Origin of the sequence: Chthoniobacter sp., assembly GCF_040003245.1 — a bacterium.
Lineage (GTDB): Bacteria > Verrucomicrobiota > Verrucomicrobiia > Chthoniobacterales > Chthoniobacteraceae > Chthoniobacter.
The window spans coordinates 1-23,947 of record NZ_JBDUCX010000094.1 but is presented as its reverse complement, the minus strand read 5'-3'; the positions used below and the strand labels follow the sequence as shown (position 1 = coordinate 23,947).

The 23,947-nt window shown below is 62.0% G+C and carries 28 protein-coding genes; 18 read left to right on the top strand and 10 right to left on the bottom strand.

All coding sequences use genetic code 11. The features are described from left to right. Positions 1 to 96: 96 nt before the first annotated feature. The 5 genes from ABJF10_RS14630 (at position 97) to ABJF10_RS14610 (ending at position 5,553) form a co-directional block, all read left to right on the top strand. Complete coding sequence (locus ABJF10_RS14630) at positions 97 to 660, top strand: DUF4339 domain-containing protein (protein ID WP_348545327.1); 564 nt, start codon at positions 97 to 99, stop codon at positions 658 to 660. A 92-nt stretch (positions 661 to 752) separates the two neighbouring features. Next, a complete protein-coding gene (nadA, locus tag ABJF10_RS14625) occupies positions 753 to 1,691 on the top strand; it encodes a quinolinate synthase NadA (RefSeq protein WP_348545326.1) in 939 nt (312 codons plus the stop codon). A 22-nt stretch (positions 1,692 to 1,713) separates the two neighbouring features. After that, positions 1,714 to 2,532, top strand: coding sequence for a hypothetical protein (locus ABJF10_RS14620; RefSeq protein ID WP_348545325.1), 819 nt, complete (start codon positions 1,714 to 1,716; stop codon positions 2,530 to 2,532). A gap of 24 nt (positions 2,533 to 2,556) precedes the next feature. Next, entirely contained in the window at positions 2,557 to 3,477 is a 921-nt protein-coding gene (locus ABJF10_RS14615) for a sialate O-acetylesterase (RefSeq protein ID WP_348545324.1), read from the top strand. 99 nt (positions 3,478 to 3,576) lie between these two features. Further along, positions 3,577 to 5,553, top strand: coding sequence for an ATP-binding cassette domain-containing protein (locus tag ABJF10_RS14610; protein ID WP_348545323.1), 1,977 nt, complete (start codon positions 3,577 to 3,579; stop codon positions 5,551 to 5,553). Here ABJF10_RS14610 and ABJF10_RS14605 read toward each other — a convergent pair. The 7 genes from ABJF10_RS14605 to ABJF10_RS14575 are packed head-to-tail and all read right to left on the bottom strand — an operon-like array spanning position 5,548 to position 9,721. Continuing rightward, complete coding sequence (locus ABJF10_RS14605) at positions 5,548 to 6,882, bottom strand: sigma-70 family RNA polymerase sigma factor (protein ID WP_348545328.1); 1,335 nt, start codon at positions 6,880 to 6,882, stop codon at positions 5,548 to 5,550. The genes ABJF10_RS14610 and ABJF10_RS14605 overlap by 6 nt on opposite strands. Positions 6,883 to 6,889: 7 nt before the next feature. Beyond that, the gene (locus ABJF10_RS14600; RefSeq protein WP_348545322.1) at positions 6,890 to 7,291 is read right to left on the bottom strand and encodes a YciI family protein; all 402 of its coding nucleotides are present in this window, start codon (positions 7,289 to 7,291) and stop codon (positions 6,890 to 6,892) included. Positions 7,292 to 7,297: 6 nt separating this feature from the next. Next, the gene (locus ABJF10_RS14595) at positions 7,298 to 7,759 is read right to left on the bottom strand and encodes a YciI family protein (RefSeq protein WP_348545321.1); all 462 of its coding nucleotides are present in this window, start codon (positions 7,757 to 7,759) and stop codon (positions 7,298 to 7,300) included. A 6-nt stretch (positions 7,760 to 7,765) separates the two neighbouring features. Next, complete coding sequence (locus tag ABJF10_RS14590; protein WP_348545320.1) at positions 7,766 to 8,305, bottom strand: SRPBCC family protein; 540 nt, start codon at positions 8,303 to 8,305, stop codon at positions 7,766 to 7,768. A 16-nt stretch (positions 8,306 to 8,321) separates the two neighbouring features. Next, a complete protein-coding gene (locus ABJF10_RS14585; protein WP_348545319.1) occupies positions 8,322 to 8,699 on the bottom strand; it encodes a hypothetical protein in 378 nt (125 codons plus the stop codon). Between the two features lie 7 nt (positions 8,700 to 8,706). Continuing rightward, positions 8,707 to 9,180 carry an SRPBCC family protein gene (locus tag ABJF10_RS14580; RefSeq protein ID WP_348545318.1) on the bottom strand — a complete coding sequence of 158 codons (474 nt, stop codon included), beginning with the start codon at positions 9,178 to 9,180 and terminating at the stop codon, positions 8,707 to 8,709. 4 nt (positions 9,181 to 9,184) lie between these two features. Beyond that, positions 9,185 to 9,721 (bottom strand): SRPBCC domain-containing protein, encoded by a 537-nt coding sequence (locus tag ABJF10_RS14575; protein WP_348545317.1) that lies wholly within the window; start codon positions 9,719 to 9,721, stop codon positions 9,185 to 9,187. A gap of 161 nt (positions 9,722 to 9,882) precedes the next feature. Here ABJF10_RS14575 and ABJF10_RS14570 point away from each other — a divergent pair, with 161 nt between their 5' ends. The 11 genes from ABJF10_RS14570 to ABJF10_RS14520 all read left to right on the top strand — a co-directional run bounded on the left by ABJF10_RS14570 (position 9,883) and on the right by ABJF10_RS14520 (position 20,388). After that, on the top strand, positions 9,883 to 12,090 hold the full coding sequence (locus ABJF10_RS14570) for a hypothetical protein (protein ID WP_348545316.1): 2,208 nt from the start codon (positions 9,883 to 9,885) through the stop codon (positions 12,088 to 12,090). Between the two features lie 322 nt (positions 12,091 to 12,412). Beyond that, the gene (locus ABJF10_RS14565) at positions 12,413 to 12,796 is read left to right on the top strand and encodes a DUF302 domain-containing protein (protein ID WP_348545315.1); all 384 of its coding nucleotides are present in this window, start codon (positions 12,413 to 12,415) and stop codon (positions 12,794 to 12,796) included. Between the two features lie 57 nt (positions 12,797 to 12,853). Next, the gene (locus ABJF10_RS14560) at positions 12,854 to 13,198 is read left to right on the top strand and encodes a metalloregulator ArsR/SmtB family transcription factor (RefSeq protein ID WP_348545314.1); all 345 of its coding nucleotides are present in this window, start codon (positions 12,854 to 12,856) and stop codon (positions 13,196 to 13,198) included. Between the two features lie 86 nt (positions 13,199 to 13,284). Then, a complete protein-coding gene (locus ABJF10_RS14555) occupies positions 13,285 to 13,725 on the top strand; it encodes a DsrE/DsrF/DrsH-like family protein (RefSeq protein WP_348545313.1) in 441 nt (146 codons plus the stop codon). Positions 13,726 to 13,740: 15 nt separating this feature from the next. Beyond that, on the top strand, positions 13,741 to 13,980 hold the full coding sequence (locus ABJF10_RS14550) for a sulfurtransferase TusA family protein (RefSeq protein WP_348545312.1): 240 nt from the start codon (positions 13,741 to 13,743) through the stop codon (positions 13,978 to 13,980). A gap of 3 nt (positions 13,981 to 13,983) precedes the next feature. Beyond that, complete coding sequence (locus ABJF10_RS14545) at positions 13,984 to 15,123, top strand: FAD/NAD(P)-binding oxidoreductase (RefSeq protein ID WP_348545311.1); 1,140 nt, start codon at positions 13,984 to 13,986, stop codon at positions 15,121 to 15,123. A gap of 27 nt (positions 15,124 to 15,150) precedes the next feature. After that, on the top strand, positions 15,151 to 15,372 hold the full coding sequence (locus tag ABJF10_RS14540; protein WP_348545310.1) for a DUF2892 domain-containing protein: 222 nt from the start codon (positions 15,151 to 15,153) through the stop codon (positions 15,370 to 15,372). 42 nt (positions 15,373 to 15,414) lie between these two features. Then, the gene (locus ABJF10_RS14535) at positions 15,415 to 16,443 is read left to right on the top strand and encodes an efflux RND transporter periplasmic adaptor subunit (protein WP_348545309.1); all 1,029 of its coding nucleotides are present in this window, start codon (positions 15,415 to 15,417) and stop codon (positions 16,441 to 16,443) included. Next, positions 16,440 to 16,928, top strand: a complete 489-nt coding sequence (locus ABJF10_RS14530) for a thioredoxin domain-containing protein (RefSeq protein WP_348545308.1) — start codon at positions 16,440 to 16,442, stop codon at positions 16,926 to 16,928. The genes ABJF10_RS14535 and ABJF10_RS14530 overlap by 4 nt, the downstream gene beginning before the upstream one ends. Before the next feature lie 8 nt (positions 16,929 to 16,936). After that, entirely contained in the window at positions 16,937 to 17,089 is a 153-nt protein-coding gene (locus ABJF10_RS14525; RefSeq protein ID WP_348545307.1) for a DUF6132 family protein, read from the top strand. Next, positions 17,086 to 20,388: an efflux RND transporter permease subunit gene (locus ABJF10_RS14520; RefSeq protein ID WP_348545306.1), complete on the top strand. Its 3,303-nt coding sequence runs from the start codon at positions 17,086 to 17,088 to the stop codon at positions 20,386 to 20,388. Before ABJF10_RS14525 ends, ABJF10_RS14520 begins: the two co-directional genes overlap by 4 nt. A gap of 90 nt (positions 20,389 to 20,478) precedes the next feature. On the opposite strand, the gene ABJF10_RS14515 is transcribed toward ABJF10_RS14520, so the two are convergent. The 3 genes from ABJF10_RS14515 to ABJF10_RS14505 all read right to left on the bottom strand — a co-directional run bounded on the left by ABJF10_RS14515 (position 20,479) and on the right by ABJF10_RS14505 (position 22,345). Beyond that, entirely contained in the window at positions 20,479 to 21,072 is a 594-nt protein-coding gene (locus ABJF10_RS14515; RefSeq protein ID WP_348545305.1) for a CDP-alcohol phosphatidyltransferase family protein, read from the bottom strand. A gap of 71 nt (positions 21,073 to 21,143) precedes the next feature. Next, positions 21,144 to 21,977, bottom strand: a complete 834-nt coding sequence (locus ABJF10_RS14510; protein WP_348545304.1) for an SRPBCC domain-containing protein — start codon at positions 21,975 to 21,977, stop codon at positions 21,144 to 21,146. After that, complete coding sequence (locus ABJF10_RS14505) at positions 21,974 to 22,345, bottom strand: metalloregulator ArsR/SmtB family transcription factor (protein ID WP_348545303.1); 372 nt, start codon at positions 22,343 to 22,345, stop codon at positions 21,974 to 21,976. Before ABJF10_RS14505 ends, ABJF10_RS14510 begins: the two co-directional genes overlap by 4 nt. A gap of 451 nt (positions 22,346 to 22,796) precedes the next feature. Here ABJF10_RS14505 and ABJF10_RS14500 point away from each other — a divergent pair, with 451 nt between their 5' ends. Together ABJF10_RS14500 and ABJF10_RS14495 are read left to right on the top strand one after the other, a co-directional pair. Continuing rightward, positions 22,797 to 23,486 (top strand): TIGR02206 family membrane protein, encoded by a 690-nt coding sequence (locus ABJF10_RS14500; protein WP_348545302.1) that lies wholly within the window; start codon positions 22,797 to 22,799, stop codon positions 23,484 to 23,486. Positions 23,487 to 23,549: 63 nt separating this feature from the next. Beyond that, the gene (locus ABJF10_RS14495) at positions 23,550 to 23,837 is read left to right on the top strand and encodes a hypothetical protein (protein WP_348545301.1); all 288 of its coding nucleotides are present in this window, start codon (positions 23,550 to 23,552) and stop codon (positions 23,835 to 23,837) included. Positions 23,838 to 23,947 lie beyond the last annotated feature (110 nt).

The following is a 23,947-nucleotide window of genomic DNA, read 5'->3' as shown; positions in this document are numbered from 1 at the left end:
CCACCTGCGACATGTTCGCGGTCAAATGGCTGCTTTCGCGACAATTCCAGATCCGCATTCGCAAGGAGAACTGAGCCCGCTCTCAAATGAGACGTCATGGATATCTTGATCTTTAAGAATGGACAGAATCACGGCCCGTTTCCCGAAAAGGACGTGATCGCTTTCCTCAAATCGGGTCGTTTGACCACGGCCGATATGGGCTGGCGCGAAGGCTGTACGGAGTGGGCACCCCTCTCGAAACTCCTCGAGAATGCCGCTGCCCACATCCCTCCACCCCTCCCCAAGGCGCTTGCCGAGGCGCAACGCGAGACGGGGATACTCCTCGATGCCGAAATCCTCAAGCTTGCCCGCTTGCAAAAGTATCTCATCTGGGTCGTTCTGGCCTCGCTTGCTTCGCTTTTGAATCGGTATCTGGCGATCGGGACCATCATTTTAACGGCGGTTTTCATGTTTCGACTCGCCAAGACTCTGCGAAAACCCGCATGGGGATTCGCCATCGGCGCCTTCATTCCTCTCATTTCGCTGATCCTGCTTTTGGGGCTCAATTCGGACGCCACTGCGGCTCTCCGAAAGCGGGGAATCCGCGTAGGTCTGATGGGGGCGAAGCAAAGCGACCTCGACCAACTTACGCATCCCAATCCGCCCACGCCCAAGACATAACCGTGATTTTTCACCCTCGCACAAGCGTTTTGCCCATCCCTTGTTCACCGAAAAATCTCGTGAATCTCCGCTTCCCGGTGGCACGTTGAACCATGCCTACCCTCGGCCTCGATCTAGTCGAAGACATCCTCGAATTGAAGCGCACCCGCAATGCGGTGATTCTGGCGCACAATTACCAGGTGAAGGAGATCCAGGATATCGCGGATTTCGTGGGGGATTCCCTGGGCCTCAGCTACCAGGCGGCGAAGACTGATGCGGACGTCATCGCCTTCTGCGGCGTGCACTTCATGGCCGAGACGGCGAAGATCGTGAATCCCACGAAAAAGGTCGTCCTGCCCGACCTGGATGCCGGCTGCTCGCTGAGCGAATCGTGCCCGGCGGACAAACTCGCCGCCTATCTCGAAGCGCACCGCGACCAGAATTACTACGTCGTCGCCTACATCAATTGCAGCGCCGGCGTGAAGGCGCTGAGCGACGTGATCTGCACCAGCGGCAATGCGGTCAAGATCGTCCAGCGCGTCCCGGCGGACCGCAACATCCTCTTCGTGCCCGACCAGAATCTCGGCGCGTGGGTGATGGAAAAGACCGGTCGCAAGATGGAGTTGTGGAAGGGCAATTGTTACGTCCATGTCGAGTTCACCCGCAGTTCCATCGAGCGCATCCATGCCGAGTGGCCGGACGCACCGGTGGTCGCCCACCCCGAATGCACCTTTGCCGTGCGCCTGCTGGCCGACGAGGTTTGCTCGACGGAAAAGATGATCACCTACTGCCGGGAATCGCCGGCCGAGGCCTTCATCATCGTCACGGAATCGGGCATGCTCCACCGCCTGCGCCGCGAGATCCCGGGCAAGACCTTCATTCCCGGCCCCACGGACCAATGCGCCTGTGCCGACTGCCGGTTCATGAAAATGAACACGCTGGAAAAGCTGCACGACGCGCTGCTCAACCTCGAACCCGAGATCATCATCCCCGAACCCATCCGCGCCCGGGCCGAGTTGCCGATTCGCAGGATGCTGGAATGGAGCGCCTGATTCTGCTTCGCTCTCTTCCGCGATGCGTTCCCTCCTCCGACTGTTGCTCCTCCTGGCGATCTGCCTGCCCTTGGGCGGTTGCACGAAGAAAGTCGACCCGCTAACCGCGGCCCAACACTTCTTCGAACAAATCGCCGCCGGCCGGGCCGAAGACGCTTATCACAGCGCGGCATTCGGCTTTCAGGCCCAGCGCAGTGCCGTCGTCTTCGCCACCGCGGCCAAGGACATGGGTCTCACTGATTACGTCGGCGGGGAGTGGGGCAAACCGGAGCGCGAGGGCAACACCGTCACCATTCGCGTCAAGCTCCAGACCAAGAGCGGGAAGCCGATTCCCTTGATCGTCACGCTGGTCCGGCAAGCCGGCGAATGGCGCGTCTTTTCGCTCCGCTCGCCACCGGACAAGGACACGGGGATTTCGGAAAACCGCTTCAGCCTCGTCGGCAAGACTCCGTCCTTTGTCGATGCCGTGACAAAACCGATGCCGCCGGAAAATGAAGTCCGCCAGTTGGTGCGGGAAAATCTGCTGCGTTTCAACGAGGCCATCGAATCGAAATCGTTCGACGCCTTTTACGAGGCGGTCTCCGTCCACTGGCAGGATCAGCTCACCAAGGGCCAGCTCCAGCGCGCCTTTCAGCCGTTCATCGACCAAAAAATCAGCCTGGCTGGCATCGCGAACGCTACTCCCGTCTTCGATGAGCCATCGGCCGTGAACAGCGACGGTTTGCTCACGGTCACCGGCCACTACGACACGCAGCCCTACCGTGTGCAGTTCGCGATGAAGTTCTTTTACGAGCTGCCGGCGTGGAAACTTTTCGGTCTCGACGTCAACCTGGTGAAGTAGATGGCGCGGCCCACGCGCGTGATTGTGAAACGTTCGCTCCTTCAGTTCACTGTCTTCCTGCTGCTGGCCACGGCGGGCACCACGCAGGCTGGCGGGCCACGCAATCTCATCCTGGTCGCCGGCCAGTCCAATGCGGTGGGCTTCGACGCCTACGCCGCCGAGTTGCCCGCGGATTCCTCGGACAAGGACGTGCTGTTCTGGTGGCGCTGCGGTGACCCTCCGCCCGACGAGCACGATTCCACCAGTGCCCGTCATTGGACGCATCTTCAGCCGCAGCCCGTGGGGAATCCGATCCTCCGCGATACCAAGGACGGCGGCGAGGCGGGCCCGAAGCTGGCCCGGCAATATGGCAACTTCCGCAAACCGGAGGGCGGCTTCGGCCCGGAGATGGGTCTCGCTCGCGAGTTGCATCGCGAGGAGAACCAACCGCTGGCCATCGTCAAAGTCGCCTTCAGCGGCACGGGGATGAGGACGGATTGGAACCCGCAAGATGCTGGTGATGGCGGAGCCTGTTACCGTGCCTTGGTGGAGGAAACGAAGGCCGCGATCCTCGCAGCCCGGGAGCAGGGCATCGAGTTTCGCCTCCGCGCCCTGGTCTGGGTGCAAGGCGAGAGCGATGCCAATGCCCAGGATGCGCCGGAATACGAGCGGGCGCTCAGCACCCTGCTCGCCGCCCTGCGCCGCGATCTGGAGGCGCCGCAACTCCCCGCCTTGCTCGGCGTAAACACCCATTTTGGTAACGACAAGAACCCATTCATCCCGAAGGTAATCGAAGCCCAGCGGGCGATTGCCACCCAGGACCGGCGCTGCGCCTACGTGGATACCGCCCCGGCGGAGACACTCCTGCCCACCCGCACCCACTTCACGGCGGCGGGCACCCTCGATGTGGGCCAGCGTTTTGCCCGCGCGCTGCTCGCCTTGGAAGCGGCCGCCGCCCCGAAATAGAGCGGGCCTCCGGAATCCCTTTCCGCAGCATCCCTGGCGGATGCCGGTGAACCGCACTTGCGCAGCGGCCCAACTGCTAGCATCTTCGGCCCCTTTTCGATGCTCACCCTCTCTCAAGTCAGCAAATCTTTTGCCGGTCGCACGCTCTTCAGCGATGTCTCGCTGCAGGTCAACCGTGGCGACCGCATTGGCCTCGTCGGCCCCAATGGCGCCGGCAAATCCACGCTCTTCTCGCTGATCCTCGGGGAGGCTTCGCCCGATACCGGCCGCGTGGTCATCGAAAAGAGCGGGACGGTGGGCTTCCTGCCGCAGGAAAGCGCGCCAGCCGGCGACGAAACGGTCCTCGAACTGGCCTGTGCGATTTCCCCGGAGATGGTCAAGGCGCAGCGCACGATCAAGCGTCACGAGCTGGCCGAGACCCACGAGGACGAGGAATATCACGACGCCCTCGCCACGTTCGATGAACTCGGCGGCTGGCAGCTCGAGCCCAAGGCCAAGCAAATCCTTCATGGTCTCGCTTTTCGCGAATCGGATTTCGACCGGCAGGCCCGCACGATGAGCGGCGGCTGGATCATGCGCGCCCACCTGGCGCGTCTGCTCGTCATGGAGCCCGACCTGCTGCTCCTCGACGAACCGACCAACCACCTCGATCTCGAATCGCTCTACTGGTTCCAGGATTATCTTGGCTCGTATCCCGGCGCGATCCTCATGATCTCGCACGATCGCGAATTCCTGAACGCCCTCGTCGGTTCCATCGTCGAGATCGCCCACTCGAAGCTCAATCGTTACCGCGGCAATTGGGACAAATACGTGATCGAGAAAGTGGCGCGCGAAGAGCAGCAACTCTCCGCCTACAAAAACCAGCAAAAGGAGATCGCCTCGCTGCAGGAGTTTGCCGACCGCTTCCGCGCCAAGGCCAGCAAAGCCTCGCAAGCCCAGAGCAAGCTGAAGCAGATCGACCGGATGGAAAAGATCGAGGCACCGCTGAGCCAGGAAAAGACGGTGCACATGCGCTTCCCGCAGCCGCCGCGGTCGGGCATCCGGGCGATCAACATGAAAGACGTCGATTTCTCCTACGGCGATCTCACGGTCTATCGGGGGCTGGATTTTGAAGCGGAGCGCGGCCAGCGCACCGTGCTCGTCGGGCCCAACGGCGCCGGCAAATCCACGCTCCTCAAGCTCCTCGCGGGCAACCTCAAGCCCGACCGGGGCACCGTCGAGCCCGGCTACAATGTGAAGGTGGGCTACTTTTCCCAGCACCGCATGGAGAGCCTCAAGGCGAAGAACACCGTGCTCGAGAGCGTGCAGGACATGCCGAACCCTCCCGGCGAGCAGACGTGCCGCACGGTGCTCGGGTCCTTCCTTTTCCGTGGCGATGATGTCTTCAAGCCCGTCGGCGTGCTCAGCGGCGGAGAGAAGACGCGCCTCGCGCTGGTCAAGCTGCTGCTCGATCCGCCCAATCTCCTCCTCATGGATGAGCCGACGACCCACCTCGATATCGGCTCCATCGACGCCCTGATCAACGCGCTCCAGCAGTACGAAGGCACGCTCATCTTCATCAGCCACGACGTGCATTTCATCCGCGCCATGGCCCGGACCGTCCTGCACATCAGCGCCGGCAAGCTCACCCCCTACGCCGGCGACTACGATTACTACCTGGAGAAATCGAAGGCCACCTCCGCGCGCGCCGCGCTCACCGCGGGCGAAAAGCTGACCAACGCGCAGCCCGCGGCCGCGCCGACCGCGGCGACTTCTGCTTCCGGCAACGCTCCCACGCCGCGCAAGTCGAAGGAACAAAAGCGGGCCGAGGCCGAAGAGCGCCAGGCGAAAGCGCGCGTGCGCAAGGAACACGATACCCGGGTTTCATCCTTGGAAATGCAGATCGCCACGCTCGAGGGCAAACAGCGCGATCTTACTGCTGAACTCGAAAAGCCGGAGACCTACGAAAGCGGAGGTCGCGCCGTGACCATCAACCGCGACCTCATGACCGTGGCCGCCGATCTCGCCCGCGTCACCGCCGAATGGGAAGCGCTGGCCGCGAAGGCCGCTCCCCCCGAGCCCGAGGACCAATCATAAGCAGCCGCGCGCGGGCGTGGGCTGGCTCTTGAGGCGTTCCTCGCAATCCCGCAGCCGCTGCGCGAGAAAGGCTTGTTCGGATTTCAAGTCCGCGAGTTGCGCCGCGCGATGAAAGTGGCTGGCCGCCACCAGGTCGTTGTCCAATTGGGATTCAAACTCTCCCAGCACCGCGTAGAGCAGATAATACGACGAAAGTTCGGCGCGACCTGAAATCGCCTGGACCGCCTTCAACCCCTGGGCCGGGCCGTGCACGTTAGCCACCGCGACGGCGCGGTTGAGCGCGATGACCGGAGAATCGTCCATGGCCGCCAGGCGATCATAGAGCGCGAGGATTTGCCGCCAGTCCGTCGACGCGTCATCCGCCGCGGTATCATGGCACGCGGCAATGCCGGCATGCAGGTGATACTCGCTCAACTCATCGCCGGCGGCGGAGCGGCCCAGATGCATGATCCCGCGCGCGATCATCTCGCGATTCCAGAGGCTGCGATTCTGTTCCTTGAGGCGCAGGATATTTCCGTCGCTATCCACGCGGGCGGGCAGGCGCGCGCCGTTCAGGAGCATCAGCGCGAGCAAGGCATGCGTGCGGGGCTGATTTCCCGCCGGGTGCTCCGCGAGCAGCGTGGTGAGGCGAATCGCTTCGGCACAGATGTCCTCGCGCACCAGAGTCTCCCCGCTGGAGGCCTTGTAGCCTTCGTTGAAAAGCAGCAGGAGCGTCTGCCGGACACCGTCGAGGCGGCTCGCCAGTTCCGGGCCGCACGGAATCTCAAAGGGGATTTTCTGCTCCTGGATGCGCTGCCGGGCCCGGGTCAGGCGCTTGGCGATCGCGGCTTCGGTCGTCAAAAATGCCGCGGCGATTTCCGTGGTGCCCAAACCGCAGAGCGTCTTGAGGGAAAGAGCGGCCTGCGAGTCCGGCGGGATGAGCGGATGACAGCAGGTGAACATGAGCCGCAAGCGGTCATCCTTGATCTCGCCGTCCAACGATGGCGGATCCTCCGCGTCACCGGCCTGCCCTTCCACTTGGGCGATGATCTCCGGTTGCTTTTCGTGGAAGCGTTTCTCGCGGCGCACCAGGTCCAGCGCGAGATGCTTCGCCGTCTGCATGAGCCACGCGGCGGGGTTCTTCGGGACGCCCTGGTAGGGCCAGGTCTGCATCGCGCGCACCAAGGCCTCCTGCACCACGTCCTCCGCCATTTGCAGGCGGTCAGCGCCAAAGATGCCGGTGAGCACCGAGACCAGCTTGCCCGATTCCTGGCGGAAGAGATGCTCCGTCAGTTGCGGAACATCCGCTTCCGAGGCAGTGGGCGATGGCGCTTTCCCGGCGGCTTCCACGGACAAATCAAGCGTGGACGAGGGCGGGCTTCGCGGCCATCTCGCTGGCCGCGCAACGCGCGAGCAACGGGCGAACTTCCACGGTCGTCCCGTAACTGAGCGTCGGGCATTCCTGCGCGATCTCCGCGGCTTCCTCGAGGCTGCCCACGGTGAGCAGGAAATAGCCGGCGACGGACTCCTTGGCCTCGGCGTAGGGGCCGTCGACCACATTCTTCATTTTGCCGGAGACAACCTTCGAGTCGGGGCCCAGCGACTGGCCGCCCTTGCAACGGCCTTCTTCGATGAGACGGTTGAACCACGCCATCCACACCGTCATGGTCTTTTGAATTTCGTCCGGGGAGAGGCCGCGATGCCAGTCGGCGCCACGGAAAAGGAGGAGGTAATCGGATTTTTCGGAGGTGGAGTTCATGGTTTTTTAAAAAGTGTTTTCGGCCATGGCGGCGCGCAGAACGGATGGATCCCCACCCACCATGAAGTCCGCAATGGCCTCCACCGGCGCCGCCGCCAATTGGCTGGCCAGGCAGCGCGCTGGCATCGGTCGCACTTCCACCGTCGCCCCATGAGCGAGCGTCGGGCATTCGCGGGCGATCTCGATCGCTTCCTCGAGATCGTCGACTTCGAGAAGGAAATAGCCGGCGACGGCTTCCTTCGCTTCGGCATACGGCCCGTCGGAGACTTTCCCCCCTTTGCCGGAAATAATCTTCCCGGTGCCGCTCAGGGAACGCCGGGCCTTGGATCGCCCTTCATCAACGAGACGGTCCGACCAGGCCATCCAGGCGATCATGACCTCCTTGATTTCACCGGAGGTGAGACTGCGGTGCCAGTCGGTGCCGCGGAAGAGGAGGAGATATTCGGATTTTGTAGATGCGGAATTCATCGCGAGTTATTTATGCGCTTCGGCTTCGGCCAGGCCTTTCAAGTCCGCCAGGCCCTTCTCAAACATCGGCCCGCACATCTTGTCGCAGTCCATGAAGAGGCTCACGGCCTTGGTCACAAAGTTGTAGGTCCCCGTCATCGTCCAGGTGACCACCGTCTGGTCGCCGGCGGGCTTGAAGGTAAATTCCACCTGGTTCGTCCCCTTGAAAGGCTTGAGGAAATCGAGCCGGTAGCCGAGCAGTTCGTGCGGTTTGCTCTCGGTGCAGGTCATGCTCCCTTCCCCAGCCTGCGCATTCCCGGCCCAGGAGAAGCTGGCGCCCAGACCGGACTCCGGTCCGGAATAAGTCATTTTCGCCGCCGGATCGATTTTGGCGAAGGGCGACCACTCCTGCATCTGGTGCAGATTGCTCACGTGCTCGTAGATGATCGCCGGCGGCGCACCGATGGTGGCGCTGCGGGAGACGCGAAAATTCGCGGGCCGCGTGGCGATGACGATGACCAGGACGACTACGAGCAGAAGCAGACCGAGGAAGATGTATTTCAACATACGATGGATTCTTGGTTCAGTTCAGCAATCCGGCGAAGGCCTTGCGCCCGCACCAGAGCAGGTAGAGCGCGAGCGCAACAATGACGATGGTCATCGGATCGGGGATGGTCTTGGCGACCAAGGTCTGAAACGCGAGAATGTTGAGGATGATCGGACCGAGCACGAGCAGGCCAAAGTTCCGAGTCCGCGGAATCGCAACCAGAATGCCACCAATCAGCTCGCAGATTTTCACGAAGGTCATGTAGCCCGTGGAAAAGAAAACCTGATTAAACAGCGCAACCGGTGAGCCTTCCGGCAACGGAGGCATCTTCACGAGGTGGAACAAGACCACAACGCTGGCCATGATGAAGAGCAGGCCGAGCAGGACACCGGCGATGGTAGGGAGGTATTTCATAAGATGGTTAAGAGACTGCCATTTTCGCGAGTTCCGCCTCAATGCGGTCGAAGTTCTGTTCGTTGGCCGGCTCGACGAACTGGCGGATCGCCTGCAAGTGTTCGGCGGTATCGAAGCGCATCTGCCACGTGAGTTGCGTCTTCGCACCGCGTTCCTCGAGCAGGATGGTCATCTGGAATTCATGGTTCGGGTCGTCGACGTGCTGGAAGACGATTCGCTCCGGGGCGACGATTTCGTCGAAGACGCTGTGGTTCGGGTAATCGGTGCCATCCGGACCGTGCATGATGAAACGCCAGTGGCCGCCGGGCCGGAAGTCGTACTCGTGAAAGGTGTTCCGGAAGCCATTCGGCCCCCAGCACCGTGCGAGATGCTCCGGTTCGCGATAGAGGCGGAAGACGAGGACGCGCGGCGCGTCAATCAGACGCGTGGTGAGGACAGTTTGGTCGTCCAGGTTCGGGGTCGCAGTGGTGACGGTGCTCATGGGATTACTTTTGGATCACTTCCGCGAGGTAATCGGTAAGCTGATCGAGCGTGCCCGTCCAGCCCTGCTGCATGCTGGCGTGGCTTTCGTTGAAGGTCTGGCGCTCTTCTTCGGTCGCGCTGGGCAATGGTCCCCAGCGCACCGTGAGCTTCGTCCGGCCGCCCTCGTCGTCGAAAGTGATCGTGGTCAGCAACTCCAGTGGCCAGGTCGGGCTCAAGGGGTGGCGGACCACCTCTCCCGCGGCATTCGAGAAGCCATCGACAAACACGAGCCGTTCGGGCGCCGCCACTTCGCGGTAGACGAATTTGCCCCACATCTCCTGCCCGTCCGCCGAGCGCAGGCAGTAGTGCATGCCGCCCCCTGGGCGCAAGTCCATGTTGCACACGGGAGAGGTGAAGCCTTTCGGCCCCCACCAGTGCTTCGTGTGTTCCGCATCGGTCCAAACTTGGAAAACGAGTTCACGGGGTGCGTCGAAGATGCGGGAAATCACGAAGTCGCGGCAGGCGGCTTCGGTCGTAGGAGTGCTATGGGTGGCGGTCATGGTGTTTCTCTGAAGGAGGCCGGTTCGATTACCCTTCTAAAACGAACGGGCGGCTCCCTTCTGGACATCAAACTGAAAAAAATTTTGAAATCGCTGCCGTTCCTCTTTTTCTGCTGGGGAAATGACCCGGGGCGACGCAAGGTTCCCGGCAGCACATCGGCATGACCCCTTCCCTCGCGGCCCAAACGAGCATCGTTTTCGACCCGATCCTGCCGATCGGCGCGGTCGTGCTGCTCGGGCTGGCCATGACCACCCTGACCATTGCCATCTATCGCCGCGTGGGCACCCGGCTCTCGGTGGGGCAAAGCGGGACGCTGCTGCTTTTCCGCCTGCTCGGCGTGGCGCTGGTACTGCTGCTTTTGCTCCAGCCATCGCGCGTTGAGGAGATTCCACCGCCCTTGACAAATCGCGTGACGCTCGTAGCCGTGGACGACTCGCGCAGCATGGCGCAGAAGGACGTGGAGCAGGGCACGCGATCCCAAGCCGCGCGCGCGCTGCTGGCGGATGCGAGCCTCGTGAAGCCCGATGGCACGCCGGCCGACCACGACACGCGGCTGTTCCAGTTCGGCGAAGATGCCACGCCCATGAAGAGCGTGGCCGATCTCAAGACCGCCGGCGCGAGCACCCGCGTGCATCGCTCGATCTCCACGATCATCTCGTCGCTGGGCGCCAACGATTCCGCCCGCGCACTACTCATCTTCAGCGATGGCCACGACTTTGAACTGACCAACCCGGCCAAGACCGGCTTTCTCGCCCGCCAGCGCGCCGTGCCCATCTACGCCGTGGCGCTGGGCAAGCAGGGCACGGTCCGCGACGTGAGCGTGCGCATCACCAGCTACCAGCCCTACTGCTACGTGAAGCAAAAGGCGCGCATCAGCGGCGCATTGCGGCTCATCGGCTGCGAATTGGAGACACTCAATGTGGAACTCGTGCGCGGCGACCAGGTCGTGCAAACGCAGAAACTGCACGCCGGCGATGAGCCGGAAATGGCGGTGAACTTCGATGTCACCGAGCCGGCGGTCGGGCAGTACGAATACGAGATCCGCGTCACCCCGCTGCCCAACGAGGCAGACACGGAAAACAACCGTGCACTGACTTATCTCAACGTCATCGACCAGCAGATCCAGGTGCTCTTCCTCGAGGGCTCGCCCTACTGGGACACCACTTTTCTCCAGCGTTCGCTGATGCGGAACGACAAGATGAATGTCGATAGCATCGTGCAATATGCCGACGGCAAGGCGCGCGTGGTGCGCAAGAAGCCTGGCGAGACGGAACTGAAAATCCCTGCGACTGCCGATGAATGGCGCCGCTACGACGTGGTAGTGCTCGGCCGCTCGGTGGAGAAGCTGCTCGGCACCGAAGCTCTTCGCCAGCTCGAGGATTACGTGAAAAACCACGGCGGCACGGTCATTTTCAGTCGCGGGCGCGCTTTCGGCAATGACACGCCGAACGAATTGGAGCCGGTCATCTGGTCCGCGCAACCGACCGAGCATGTGCGGCTACAGGTGGCACGCGAGGGGCAGGCGCTCGCCCCTTTCCGCACGATCACCGGACCGGGCAGCGCGGACAATGTGCCCGACCTCATCGCCAGCTACGGTGTGACGGAAAAGAAATCCCTCGCCGCGACGCTGGCCACTGCCCAGGCCGCGGACGGGGGCGAAGCCGTGCCGGTGATGGTGCACCGCCGCTTCGGGGAAGGCCAGGTGCTCAGCGTGGGGGTGGATGGGCTCTGGCGCTGGGCCTTCAACGCGAAGATCGAAGGGGTGAACACGCTCTTCGACCGTTTCTGGGACCAGATGATTCTCTGGCTCATGGCCGGGCGCGATTTTCTGCCCACGCAGCAATTTGCCCTGCGCGCGAACTCCGCCAATATCCCGCTCGGCGAGAAGATCTATTTCCGCGCCATCGTCCGTGACAGCACCGCGAAGAAACTCGCCGCGGACATCCCGCTGACCGTCCACCGCGACAAGGACGAGGCAGGACATACGACCCTGCGCCCGGACGCAACCGCCGCCGACAAGCTCACGGCCGAGTTTCTCGCCCCGAAACCTGGGAAGTATACCGCCACGGCGAAGTTCCCCGATGGCACGACCCAGACCGCGCGATTCGTGGTCTTCGACGACAATCTCGAGCAGACCGAGGTGGCCACGGATTCCGGCTATCTCCGCAAACTGTGCGAAAGCAGCGGCGGCCGACTGCTCTTGCCCAGCGAACTCAACAAGCTCCTCGATGAATTAAAGAACGACAAGTTTGATTCCTCCCCGATCCGCAAACTGACCAGTGCGTGGGACCGCGTGTGGATCTTCTGGCTCATCGGCTTGCTCTTCGGCGTGGACTGGTATCTGCGCCGCCGCTGGGGCTTGGCCTGAGAAGACACCGGGCGTGCCGCGCCGATGGTTACCCCGTCGGTCGGGCAGATGGAGATTCTCCTGCGCGAAACACGAGGCGGCATTCCGCCCGGCGAGCCCGGCGTGGCGTAGATCTTCTCTAGGTGCCGCTTCACCGTATGGACGCTGATCCAGAGGATCTGGGGGGCAATTTGCGTGATCGAATACTCTATCGCCGGTCGGCCGATTTTTCAAACCACAGACGGCCGTGATTGGGGTGTAAAACGATGAATAGCGGAAAGTGAATTTGGCCGACTCAAAGCTAAGTGGCAAAACGTCGGCTGAGTGCTGCGCACAAATACTTATGCTATTCAAACTATCGACGGACAAAACGGTGACCCAGGCGGCGACTGCTTTACAGGCAGCTGTGCAGGCCAACCACTTCGGCGTGATGCAGGTTCATAATCTTACCGAGACCATGGCGAAGAAGGGGGTCGAGTTCGCCCACGAGTGTCTCATCTTTGAAGTTTGCCAACCGCAACAGGCGAAGAAAGTTCTCGAACAAAACATGGGGGTCTCCACCGCGCTGCCCTGTCGGATTTCCATTTACGAGGAGGGTGGAAAGACGGTCCTGGCAACACTGAAACCGACCGCGCTGCTGGCGATTTTCAATGTGCCGCAGTTGGAGCAAGTGGCGCAGGAAGTGGAGAGAACGATCCTCAAAATTATGAACGAAGCGGCAAGCTGATAGGCGCATGCCGACTTGACCGGTTCATATTGTAGCGCTATATGAGCCTACAGCAATATGAACTCCCTCACCCAGCCGCCTGCCAGACAGAACCGTGCCGCGCTCGAAAAGATCGCCCACAGTTTCAGAGCGCTTTCCGAGCCGACGCGGCTCTTGATTCTTCAGGAACTCAAGTCGGGGTCCAAAACCGTGAATGAACTGGTCGAAGCCATCGGGACTTCCCAGCCGAATATCTCCAAACAACTCCGGGTATTGTTTGACGGCGGGTTTATCACCAAGGAACAGAAGGGCATCTTCGTACACTACGAAATGCAGGGTGACTTTGTCCTTCGGCTCTGCGACCTCGTTTGCGACCGCCTGAATCAGCAGGCCCGCGCGTCCCTCACTCACTACTCGATCTAAAACCGCAATTGCCGGTCAGTTCCGGACAATTCCTGCAAAGTATATAACCAAATGACGATTTAGTTTTACGCACTTCCAAACACCCTATGAATCCTCCCCCATCCTCCGCCGACAAAGTCTCCATCGTGCTCTTCTCCGGCACCACCGACAAACTCATGGCTGCCACCGTCATCGCCAGTGGCGCCGCGGCCATGCAAAAACAGGTGACCATTTTTCTCACCTTCTGGGGGCTCATGGCCTTTCGAAAGGGTGCGAAGGAACAACCGCCGCGCATCAGCACGGATTTCGCCGACTTCGCCGACTTCGCCGATGCGGCGATGCAGGCCATGCAGGCGAAGAAAGTGCCGCATTGGCTCGACACCCTCCGCGACGCCATGGATCTCGGCGATGTGAAGGTGAAAGCGTGCGGGCTCACGATGGACCTCTTTGGACTCAAACTCGAAGACCTCGAACCGGTGGTGAGCGAAGTCACCGGCGTCGGCTCTTTCGTCGAGGACAGCACCGGCGGACAGACCCTCTTCATCTAACCACCCCCAAACATCATGGAACACATCACCATTACCCGTGAGAGCGACGCCCGAGGTAGCTTCTGCCCCGGCCCGCTCATGGAACTCATCCGTATCGTTCGCGACGCCAAAGTCGGCGACGTGCTCGCCGTCATCTCCAGTGACGACGGCAGCAAGAAGGATATCCCGCTCTGGCTCACGAAAGCGAAGCACGAACTCCTCGGCACCGAGTCGGTCGAGGGTGCCACCCGTTTCATCTGCCGCAAAACGCACTGACCGATGCCAAAGATCCTCATTCTCGGCGGGGGCACCGGCGGCACACTGCTCGCCAACCTTCTCGCCCGCAGCATCGGCAGCCAGGCAGCGATCACCGTCGTCAGCTCCCAAGTGCAGCACTACTACCAGCCCGGCTGGCTCTACGTGCCGTTCGGTCAACAGGATCCGCGGTCGCTCAGCCGGCCGGAGCGCGAACTGCTCAACGACAAAGTCGAACTCGTCCATGGCGACATCCGCGAACTCGATGCCACCGCGGAAACCGTGACGCTCGCCGATGGCACCCGCCTTGATTACGATTTTCTCGTGATCGCCACCGGCTCACAAGTCGCGCCGGAAGACGTGCCCGGGCTGGTCGAAGGTGCCCACCATTTCTACACACACGAAGGCGCGAGCCGCCTCTTCGGCGCGCTCCAGGAGTTCGACGGAGGCAAGATCGTCGTTGGTGTGGGCGGCCTGCCCTACAAATGCCCGGTCGCTCCACTCGAGTTCACGTTTTTGCTCGAGGACTTTCTCACCAAGCGGGGTCTGCGCGACAAGACCGAGATCACCTATACCTTCCCGATCGGTCGCTGCTTCACGATCGAGACAGTTGCGGAAGTCGCGCAGCGTTTCCTCGATGATCGCGGCATCAAGGTGGAGACATTCTTCAACCTCGAATTGATCAAGCCCGCAGAGCGCATCGCCGTCAGCATGGAAGGCACTGAGTTGCCTTACGATTTGTGTGTGATGATCCCGCCCCATCGCGGCGCGAAGTTCCTCCAAGGGCATGCCCTCGCTGATGGGCGCGGTTGGGTAAAGACCGATCGCGCGACCTTGCGCGTCCCCGGCCACGATCAAATCTGGGCGCTGGGCGACACCACCGATCTGCCGATCAGCAAAGCGGGCAGCACCGCGCACTTTCAGGCCTCCGCCATCGCCGAACAAATCGCCGCAGCCGTGGAGCACCGCGAACCCGACGCCAGGAAAGCGACCTACGAAGGCCACGTCATGTGCTTCCTCGAAGTCGGCCACAGCAAGGCGACCATCCTCGATTTTGACTACAGCGGCCCGCCGCAGCCCAAAACCCCGAATGCGCTGATGCACTACCTCAAGATGGCCTTCAACAAAGCCTACTTTCACATCGTCCCGAACGGCTGGGTCTGAGCCGTATTTTGTCAACCAACCTTCCCCATGAAAACCGAATCCATCGTCTTTACCGTTGCCGGCAGCCTCATCCTCACGAGCCTCGCGCTCGCGCACTGGGTGGACCAACGCTGGCTGTTGCTCACCGTTTTCGTCGGTTTGAACCTCTTCCAATCCGGGTTCACCGGCTTCTGCCCGCTGCAGCGTATTCTGCTTAAGTTCGGCGTTCCCAAGGGCGGTTGCTGCACCGGCGACGCACGCAAAAATTGATCCAGGCACGATCTGCTATCCCTCGTGATTTCCCTGCGCAACATGTCCGTATTTCGCGTCGCCGTCCCCGCCCTGCTGATCACCGCCCTATGGAGTGCCGGTTGCAGCAAACACGGGGCATTGGCTGTCCATGAGCCGTTGGCGAGTGTCCCAGTGCGCGTCGTCGCGGTCGAGAAAGTGACCCGTCCCGCGAACGAGGAAGTCGTGGGCAACGTCCAGGCCAAATTGCACGCGGCCATCGAGGCGAAAGTGACCGGACGCATGGAATCGCTGCTGGTCGCGCCGGGGCAGCTCTTGAAAGCCGGAGACCTCATCGCGCAGCTCGATGCGCGCGAGATTCAGGCCAGGCTCGACCAGGCCCTCGCCGTACGCGAGCAAGCGACGCGGGACCTCGAACGGGCGCGTGATTTGTTCGCGAAAAAGATCAATACGCAGGCGGAACTCGACGGTGCCCAGGCCCGTGAGCGCGTGGCCGTCGGCGCGGTAAAGGAAACAGAGACGATGCTCGGTTACACCAAAATCGTTGCGCCCTTCAACGGTGTAGTCACGCGCCAGCTCGCCGACGTCGGCGACCTCGCGACGCCCGGCAAGCCGATCGTCGAGATGGAGAATCCGGACGCGCTCCGCTTTGAGGCCGATGTGCCTGAGGCCCTCATCGGCCACGTCAAGCTCGGCGCGAAGCTCCCCGTCCGCATCAGCGCCGTGCCGACGCCGATCGCAGGCACGGTCGTCGAAATGGCCCCGGTTGCTTCTCCGGCCAGCCGCACTTTCCTGGTGAAGCTCGATCTGCCGCCCACCGAGGGGGCGCGCAGCGGACAGTTTGGCCGGGTGTTGGTCCCGACGGGCGAGAGCCAGACGATCCGTGTGCCTGCCGCCGCACTCATCAGTCGAGGGCAAATGGAGACCGTCTTCGTCGCCGCCGACCACCACGCGCAACTGCGCCTCGTGCGCAGTGGCAAACGCCTCGACGGCGAAGTCGAACTGCTCTCCGGCATCAGCCCCGGGGAAAGCGTCGTCATTGAGGGCGCCGATCAATTGCACGATGGCCAGCCGATCACCTTGAAACCATGAACGCTACCGCTCATCTCTCCGCCGATGATCGAGGGATCGTCCTCGACTGCCCACAGTGCCACCGCGCCAATCGCGTTCCCTTTGTCAGGCTGAACCAGAGCGGCCACTGCGGAAGCTGCAAGGCCGCCCTCACACTTCCTTCGCTGCCGGTGGAGATCGATTCCGTCGCCAGCTTCTCCGCACTCATCCGCACCGCCTCACTGCCGGTGCTCGTGGATTTCTGGGCGCCGTGGTGTGGTCCTTGCCAGATGGTCGCGCCGGAAGTTGCCAAGGCCGCGGCACTCGCCGCTGGCGAGTTGCTCGTCGTAAAAGTGAATACCGAATCGCAGCCGGGTATCGCCGGGAGCATGGGCATTCGCTCGATCCCGACTTTCGCGGTCTTTGTCGCCGGGCGTGAAGTGGAGCGTACTTCGGGCGCTATGTCCGCCGCGCAACTTCGCGATTTCGCTCTTCGCGCAGCCAGCAAACGGAGGGCCGGCACGTGACACGAGTCATGGTGGCCATCGCCATTGGCGCCTCGGCCGGCGGGGTGTTCGGCTACTTCGGGAAATGTGCTTCCGGTACCTGCCCGTTGCTGTCGGCCTGGTGGCGCGGCGCCCTCTACGGCGGAACGATAGGCCTGCTCTTTGGTCTTTCCGGACGATGAGCGACGAACCGCCAATATCGGCGCCCGCGGGCCTCGCCGGTCGCATCGCCCACGCGTTCATCAATTCAAAACTGACGCCCCTCATTGTCATTGCGGCCGTGCTCCTGGGGATGGCGGCGATTCTCCTGCTGCCGCGCGAGGAGGAACCTCAGATCAAGGTGCCAATGGTCGATGTGCTGGTGAGCATGGCCGGCTTTACCGCCAAGGAAGTCGAGGAACGCGCCTCGCGGCCGATGGAAAAATTGCTCTGGGAGATTCCCGGCGTGGAATACATCTACTCCACGTCGCGCGATGGTGAGAGCCTCGTCATCGTCCGGTTCAAGGTCGGCTCCGACCCCCAGGCGAGCCTCGTCGCGCTCACGGAAAAGCTCCGCACCAACTTCGATCGCATCCCGCACGGTGTCAGCGCCCCGTTGGTGAAGCCGAGGTCGATCGATGACGTGCCGATTCTTGCGCTGACGTTTCACAGCGCGCGCTACGATCATCTTGCACTGCGACGGCTCGTGGCCGAGGTGGACGACGCGGTGAAAGCCGTGCCTCTCGTCGCCGAGACCGCGATCATTGGCGGTGCGCGGCGCCAACTGAGGGTGCTGCTCGACCCAGTGCGACTTGCCTCGCGCAATCTCAGCGCGGCCGGTCTTGTCCCCATGCTTCAGCAGGCGAACCGACAGTATCGCTCGGGCGGGCTCACGACGAACAATCAGGAGTTCATCATCGAAACAGGCGCCTTCCTGACCAGTGCAGAGGATGTGGGCAACGTGGTCGTCGGCGTCTTTGGCGGGCGGCCGGTGTATCTGCACGAGGTCGCGGACATCGTGGATGGCGCTGAGGAACCATCGAACTACACCTTCTTCGGGCGGGGAGCGGCTCGCTCGTCCGCGCCGGATGAGGAACCCGCCGTCACACTCAGCGTTGCCAAGCGGCCCGGTGCGAACGCGATTTCCGTCGCGGAAGATGTGCTGCGGAAGGTCGACACGCTCAAAGGCACACTCATTCCACGGGATGTCGAGGTCTCCATCACGCGCCACTACGGCGAGACTGCCGCGGACAAATCCAACGAACTTCTGCTTCACATGGGCATCGCGATCATCGGTGTTTCGCTGCTCATCTGGCTCACGCTCGGCTGGCGTGAATCGGGCATCGTCGCCATCGCCATCCCGGCCACCCTGGCGCTCACGTTGCTCGTTTTCTACCTGCTCGGCTTCACCCTGAACCGCATTACGCTTTTCGCGTTGATCTTCAGCATCGGCATCCTCGTCGATGACGCGATTGTCGTCGTGGAAAACATCGTCCGCCATTTCCATCTGGCGCAAAACAAGGGTCGAAATTGGTCGGACATCGCCGTCGAGGCCGTGAGCGAAGTCGGCAATCCGACGATCCTCGCGACGTTCGCCGTCATCGCGGCGGTGCTCCCGATGGCTTTCGTGGGCGGACTGATGGGGCCTTACATGCGACCGATTCCGATTGGCGCGAGCACCGCCATGATCTGGTCGCTGGCTATCGCCTTCATCGTCACGCCTTGGGCCTCGATCCGCATCCTGCGCTGGGGTGAAAAGTATTCCAAATTGACCGAGGGCACCGCACCCGTCCAGGCCGCGAGCCATTTCGCGCATGAGGAGGATCTCTTCACGCGGCTCTATCGGCGCGTGATGGGGCCAATGATCGCGACGCCGTTCTGGCGCTGGCTTTTTCTCGGCTCGATCACCACGCTGCTGCTGGCCGCGATGGCGACCGTCGGCTTCGGCTGGGTGAAGGTAAAAATGTTGCCCTTCGACAACAAGAGTGAGTTTCAGGTCATCCTGAACATGCCCGAGGGCAGCTCGCTCGAAAATACCGCGCAGGCGGCGCGGGAGATCGCCGCCACCGTGCGCACCGAACCGGAAGTCACCGACTACCAGATTTACGCCGGTGTCGCCTCGCCGTACAATTTCAACGGGCTGGTGCGGCACTACTTTCTGCGCAGTGGCGCGAACGTCGCGGATATTCAGGTGAACCTCGTGTCGAAGGGTGACCGCAAGGCCCAGAGTCACGACATCGCCAAGCGGGTGCGCCCGCGGATCGCGGAGCTCGCCGCGCGCTACGGTGCGCGGGTGGCCGTCGCCGAGGTGCCGCCTGGCCCGCCGGTGCTGCAAACGCTCGTTGCGGAGATCTACGGCCCCACCGAATCGGACCGCCACGCGCTGGCCCGCAAGGTGCGCGACATTTTCACAAGCACGCCGGGTGTCGTCGATGTGGACTGGTATGTCGAAGCCGACCAACCGAAGGCGCGCTTCATCATCGACAAGGAAAAGGCCGCCCTGCACGGCATCAGCGCGGAAACCATTTCCCAGACGCTGCGCATCGCCGTCGGCGGCGAGTCGATCGATTTGCTCCACCTGCCGCGCGCGAAGGAGGACGTGAACATCATGCTCGAGCTGCCGCGCTCCGCCCGGACCACGCCCGACGAATTGCTCGCCCTGCGCGTGCGTTCCGGCGACGCCAATGCGCTGCCCGAACCCGGCACGGCGGGCACCGCGCCGCTCATCCCGTTGCGCGAGTTGGTGCACATCGAACAGGCCACGACGGAGAAGAGCATCTACCACAAGAATCTCCTGCCCGTGACCTACGTCATCGGCGATGTGGCCGGCGTGATCGAGAGCCCGGTCTACGCCATCGCGAAAATGAACGACGCGCTGGCGAAACTCGACACCCGGGAATTTGGCGGCGACGGCTCCGCGCTGCCGATCTTCAACGCCGTCCAGCCCTTCACCGACGCGAAACCGGCAATGAAGTGGGACGGTGAATGGCACATCACCATCGAGGTGTTCCGCGACCTTGGCTCAGCCTTCGCCGCCTGCCTCGTGCTGATCTACGTGCTCATGGTCGGCTGGTTCCGCAGCTTCCTCACGCCGCTCATCGTCATGGTCGCCATTCCGTTCTCGCTGGTCGGTATCATGCCTGCACACGGGCTGCTCGGCGCGTTCTTCTCGGCTACATCGATGATCGGTTTCATGGCGGGCGCGGGCATTGTGGTCCGCAATTCCATCATCCTCGTCGATTTCATCGAGCAGCGGTTGGCCGAGGGCATGCCACTCGCCGAAGCCGTCGTCGATGCGGGTGCCGTGCGCTTCCGCCCGATGCTCCTGACTGCGCTGGCTGTGGTCGTCGGCGCGAGCGTCATCCTTTCCGACCCGATTTTCAAAGGCCTCGCCATTGCGCTCATGGCCGGGGAGATCGCCTCGCTCCTCATCAGCCGCATGGCGGTGCCGGTCCTCTATTTCATGGCAAACAAGGAGGTCCGGCGTGGCAACAAGGCCTGATGCTCAATAACCCGCCCGCTTTCATCCGTCCGGATGATTCCGGGACCCACCGCCTTTTCCAATGGCTTGGGGAAACCGCGCGCGAGGGCGCTACGGACCAGGCACTCGCTCTCGATCACCGTCTCGTTCGCTCCGGCGCAAGCGCCACGCTTCGGCGAGGTTCCACACGTCGTGATGATACCGGCGCAACACGGCAGTCATGGCTATCTCCTCGAGCAAGCCAGCCACGAAGATCCACAGGGCGATAGAGAGCGGAACCGTCGTGCCGGCGAAGAGCAGAGCGAGAATGCCGAGCAGCAGCGAAAGGCCGGTGAGCTTCGCGAGGAATGAATGGTAGCTGGTCATTTTTCGGAAACGCCAAAAGCAAAACGCCCAGCTCAGCACTTGCAAAGCCATGGCGATCCCAAACGGCCACGCCAGCGGCATGATCAGCGCGCGATAACCGACCCACAACCCGGCCAGCAGGCAAATGAATAGCCAGACATCCGCACAGCCATCGGCCAGCCGCAGCCGCAGCGTGACGACCCCGAGCTTGCGCGCGATGACGCCATCGTAGATATCCGAAAGCACCGCCGCGATATAGAGCCAACCCGCGAACATTGCTCGGTGCTCTATGAGCAGCCACGCGATGACCGGCGCCAGCACGACGCGCGACGCGACGAGCAGGGCGGGAATCCATTTCATTGACTCGCATTTCATCCGCTCGCCGCCCTGCACGCAATCGTGAAGGGCGGTGGGCGATCAGCCATCCACGATCAGCTCTTCTGTTCCGGTTGATGAATGCCAAAGGGAGTGCCGAGCGGGTCGGTGAGCACGGCGATGCGCCCAATGGTCGGAATGTCCTTCGGTGGCATGCATAGCTTCGCCCCGAACTTTTCTGCCTGGGCCGCGCTGGCGTCGCAATCCGCCACGGTGATGTAGGCGAGCCAGATGGGCGGGGTGCCGGGTTGTTGCTGGGGCATCATGCCACCCACGCCTTTCTCGCCCTGGCGGAAGATCGTGTACGGCACGGCGCCAGGGAATGGGGATTCCGTCCAGCCGAAGAGCTGGGTGTAAAATTTTCCGGCCACGCCGACGTCGGAAGTGAGGAGCTCATTCCAGCAGAACTGGCCCACAGGCATTGATGGCGCCGGTTCCGCCTCGGCCGGCGCAAAAAGTTTTTCCAATTTGTCGAAGCAGCCGTTCCAGCCGCGCACGTGGTTATCGCGACTCTTCGCGCTGGGCAACCGCTCGTGGGTCAGTTGCACGTCGGTGCCGCCGTCGAGTTCGAGAAAATCCACGGACACCTGGGTTACCGTCTTGTCCCAATCCTCGCCGATCCACTGCCACGTCAGCACGAGCCGCTCCGGGGTGCGCACTTCGAGATACTCGCCCTGCACGTCGACTTCGCTGCCGTCGGACGTCTTCATGCGCACCTCGTACTTGCCTCCCTGGCGCGCATCGACCCTTACGCGCAAGCACTGGCACGGGCCGGGCCCCAGCCATTTCGTGAGATCCTCGGGTTGGACAAAGGCGGCGAAAACCCGCGCGCGGGGCGCCGGGATGAAACGCCGCACGTGCAGCGTGGTGATGGGGTTGGAAGGAGTCATGGTCGTTTTTTGGTTTTCGGTTTCTTCGTGGATTTGATCTGCGGTGAAAGTTTGGCCTCCTCCGCCAGCATCGCCGCCAGGCGGTCGAAGCTGCCCTCCCAAAACCTCCGGTGCTGCTCCAGCCATTGCGCGGCGGCGGCCATCGGCTCCCCCGCCAGCGAGAGGAAATGCGTGCGCCCCGCGCGGCGGCGGCGGACCAATCCTGCACTTTCCAGCACACGCAAGTGCTTCGAGACCGCCGGCAAGGACATGCGAAAGGGCGCGGCGAGATCCGTGACGCAGGCTTCGCCTGTGGCCAGCCGTTCCACGATGGCGCGGCGGGTGCCATCGGCCAAAGCAGCGAAAGCGGAATCGAGATCAGCAATCATTTAACCATATGGTTTAATATATCCGCAACGAAAGCAAGGTCTTTTTCGCTGGTGGCGCCCAGGGCAGTTGAAAACTGCCCTCTTTGCTCACCAGCCGCCGCGCATCTACCGCGAAGAAATTTCTCCCACGATTAGGCACGATTAGCCACGATTACTCTGGACTGGCCGGCGGTTTTTGGGGCCCGGTGCCGGCCATTTTCGGGGCGTTCCTTGAGTTGCTGGCGAGTCGCCCACAGGAGGCAGGCGATCTTTCCGGTACGGGGTGGGTGTGTTGTTCATGCCTGCGATTTAACCGCCTTTCCGCCAATGAGTGCATGGGTCCATTGGCTCTATTGGTTCCATTGCGCTTTTTTCGAATATTTTCGGCCCTTTTTTGCGTTATGCCGGATCTGGAGGCCGGTCCCGCACGAATGGATGGCGCGCCAGGCGGTCGATCTGAGAAGGTTATGCCGTGTCACCGTTCCAAATCACCGCGCTGGTCTTCGTCGTGGCCGTGCCAGCGCTGGTGTGGATGTTCGACCGGCAGCCGCACACCGCGCATCTCACGAAGATTTGCGAGCGTGGGCTGGCCGCCGCGCTGGTGCTCGCCTTTCTCGGGGAACTCGTCGCCAAGGTCTCTGACGGGACGTTCAATGCGGCGAATGCCCTCCCCATGCAGCTTTGCGACTGGGCGCTCTTCACGATCAGCGCGGCCCTGTGGTGGCGCTGGCGCGCGGGCTTCGACGTCGCTTATTTTTGGGGACTGGCCGGCACCGCGCAGGCGCTCTTTACCCCCGCGATTCCCAGCGATCTCCCCTGGCCTCGGGTGCTGGGCTTCTTCCTCATCCACGCGGGGATCGTCGCTGGCGTGCTGCACCTGCTCCTCACCGGGCGCTTCCGTCCCGAGTGGTCGCGCTCCATCGTGCGCCTCTTCATCGCCTCGGAAGGCTATGTCGTCACCGCACTCATGGTGAACGCCCTCACCGGTGGCAACTACGGCTTCCTCAGCCACAAGCCCATCACCCGCTCGATGCTCGACCTCTTCTCCGACACCCACTGGCTCTACGTGCTCGAGATCAATCTCATCGCGTGGCTCTTCTTTGCTGTCCTCTATCTGCCGTGGGCCATCGCCGATGCGAGCCGACGGCGACATTTGCAATGAAGAAATCGGCACCGCACTGTTCCATGAAGACGTCAGAGGACGCTGAATACTAAAACGTCACTTTTGAAATACTCCCTCACCATGGGTCGCGTGCTCAAGTTCGCGACGATTATCGCTATCGCCTTATCCGCCCTGTACCCGATCAGTATTGGACCAGTTGTGTATTGGGATGAAAGATATCATGTTCTCGTAAAAGGAGAATCAACTCCGGGGATCACTGCATTTTACAATCCCCTCTTTCAGATTTCGGCAGGCACTCCAATATTCTCTATCCTTACTGACTATATGGAGTGGTCTGAAGATCTCGCCATCAAGCATTCGGAAATGGCCGGGCATAGGCGGCTGAGATGAATGCCACGCGTTACGAATCTCATGAATAGCTCGTCGCGATTTCCTAGTGCCCAAAACAATATCTCCCCTGGCTGATCTATGTCTCCTTCGGCGTCGCGATGCTCTGGTAC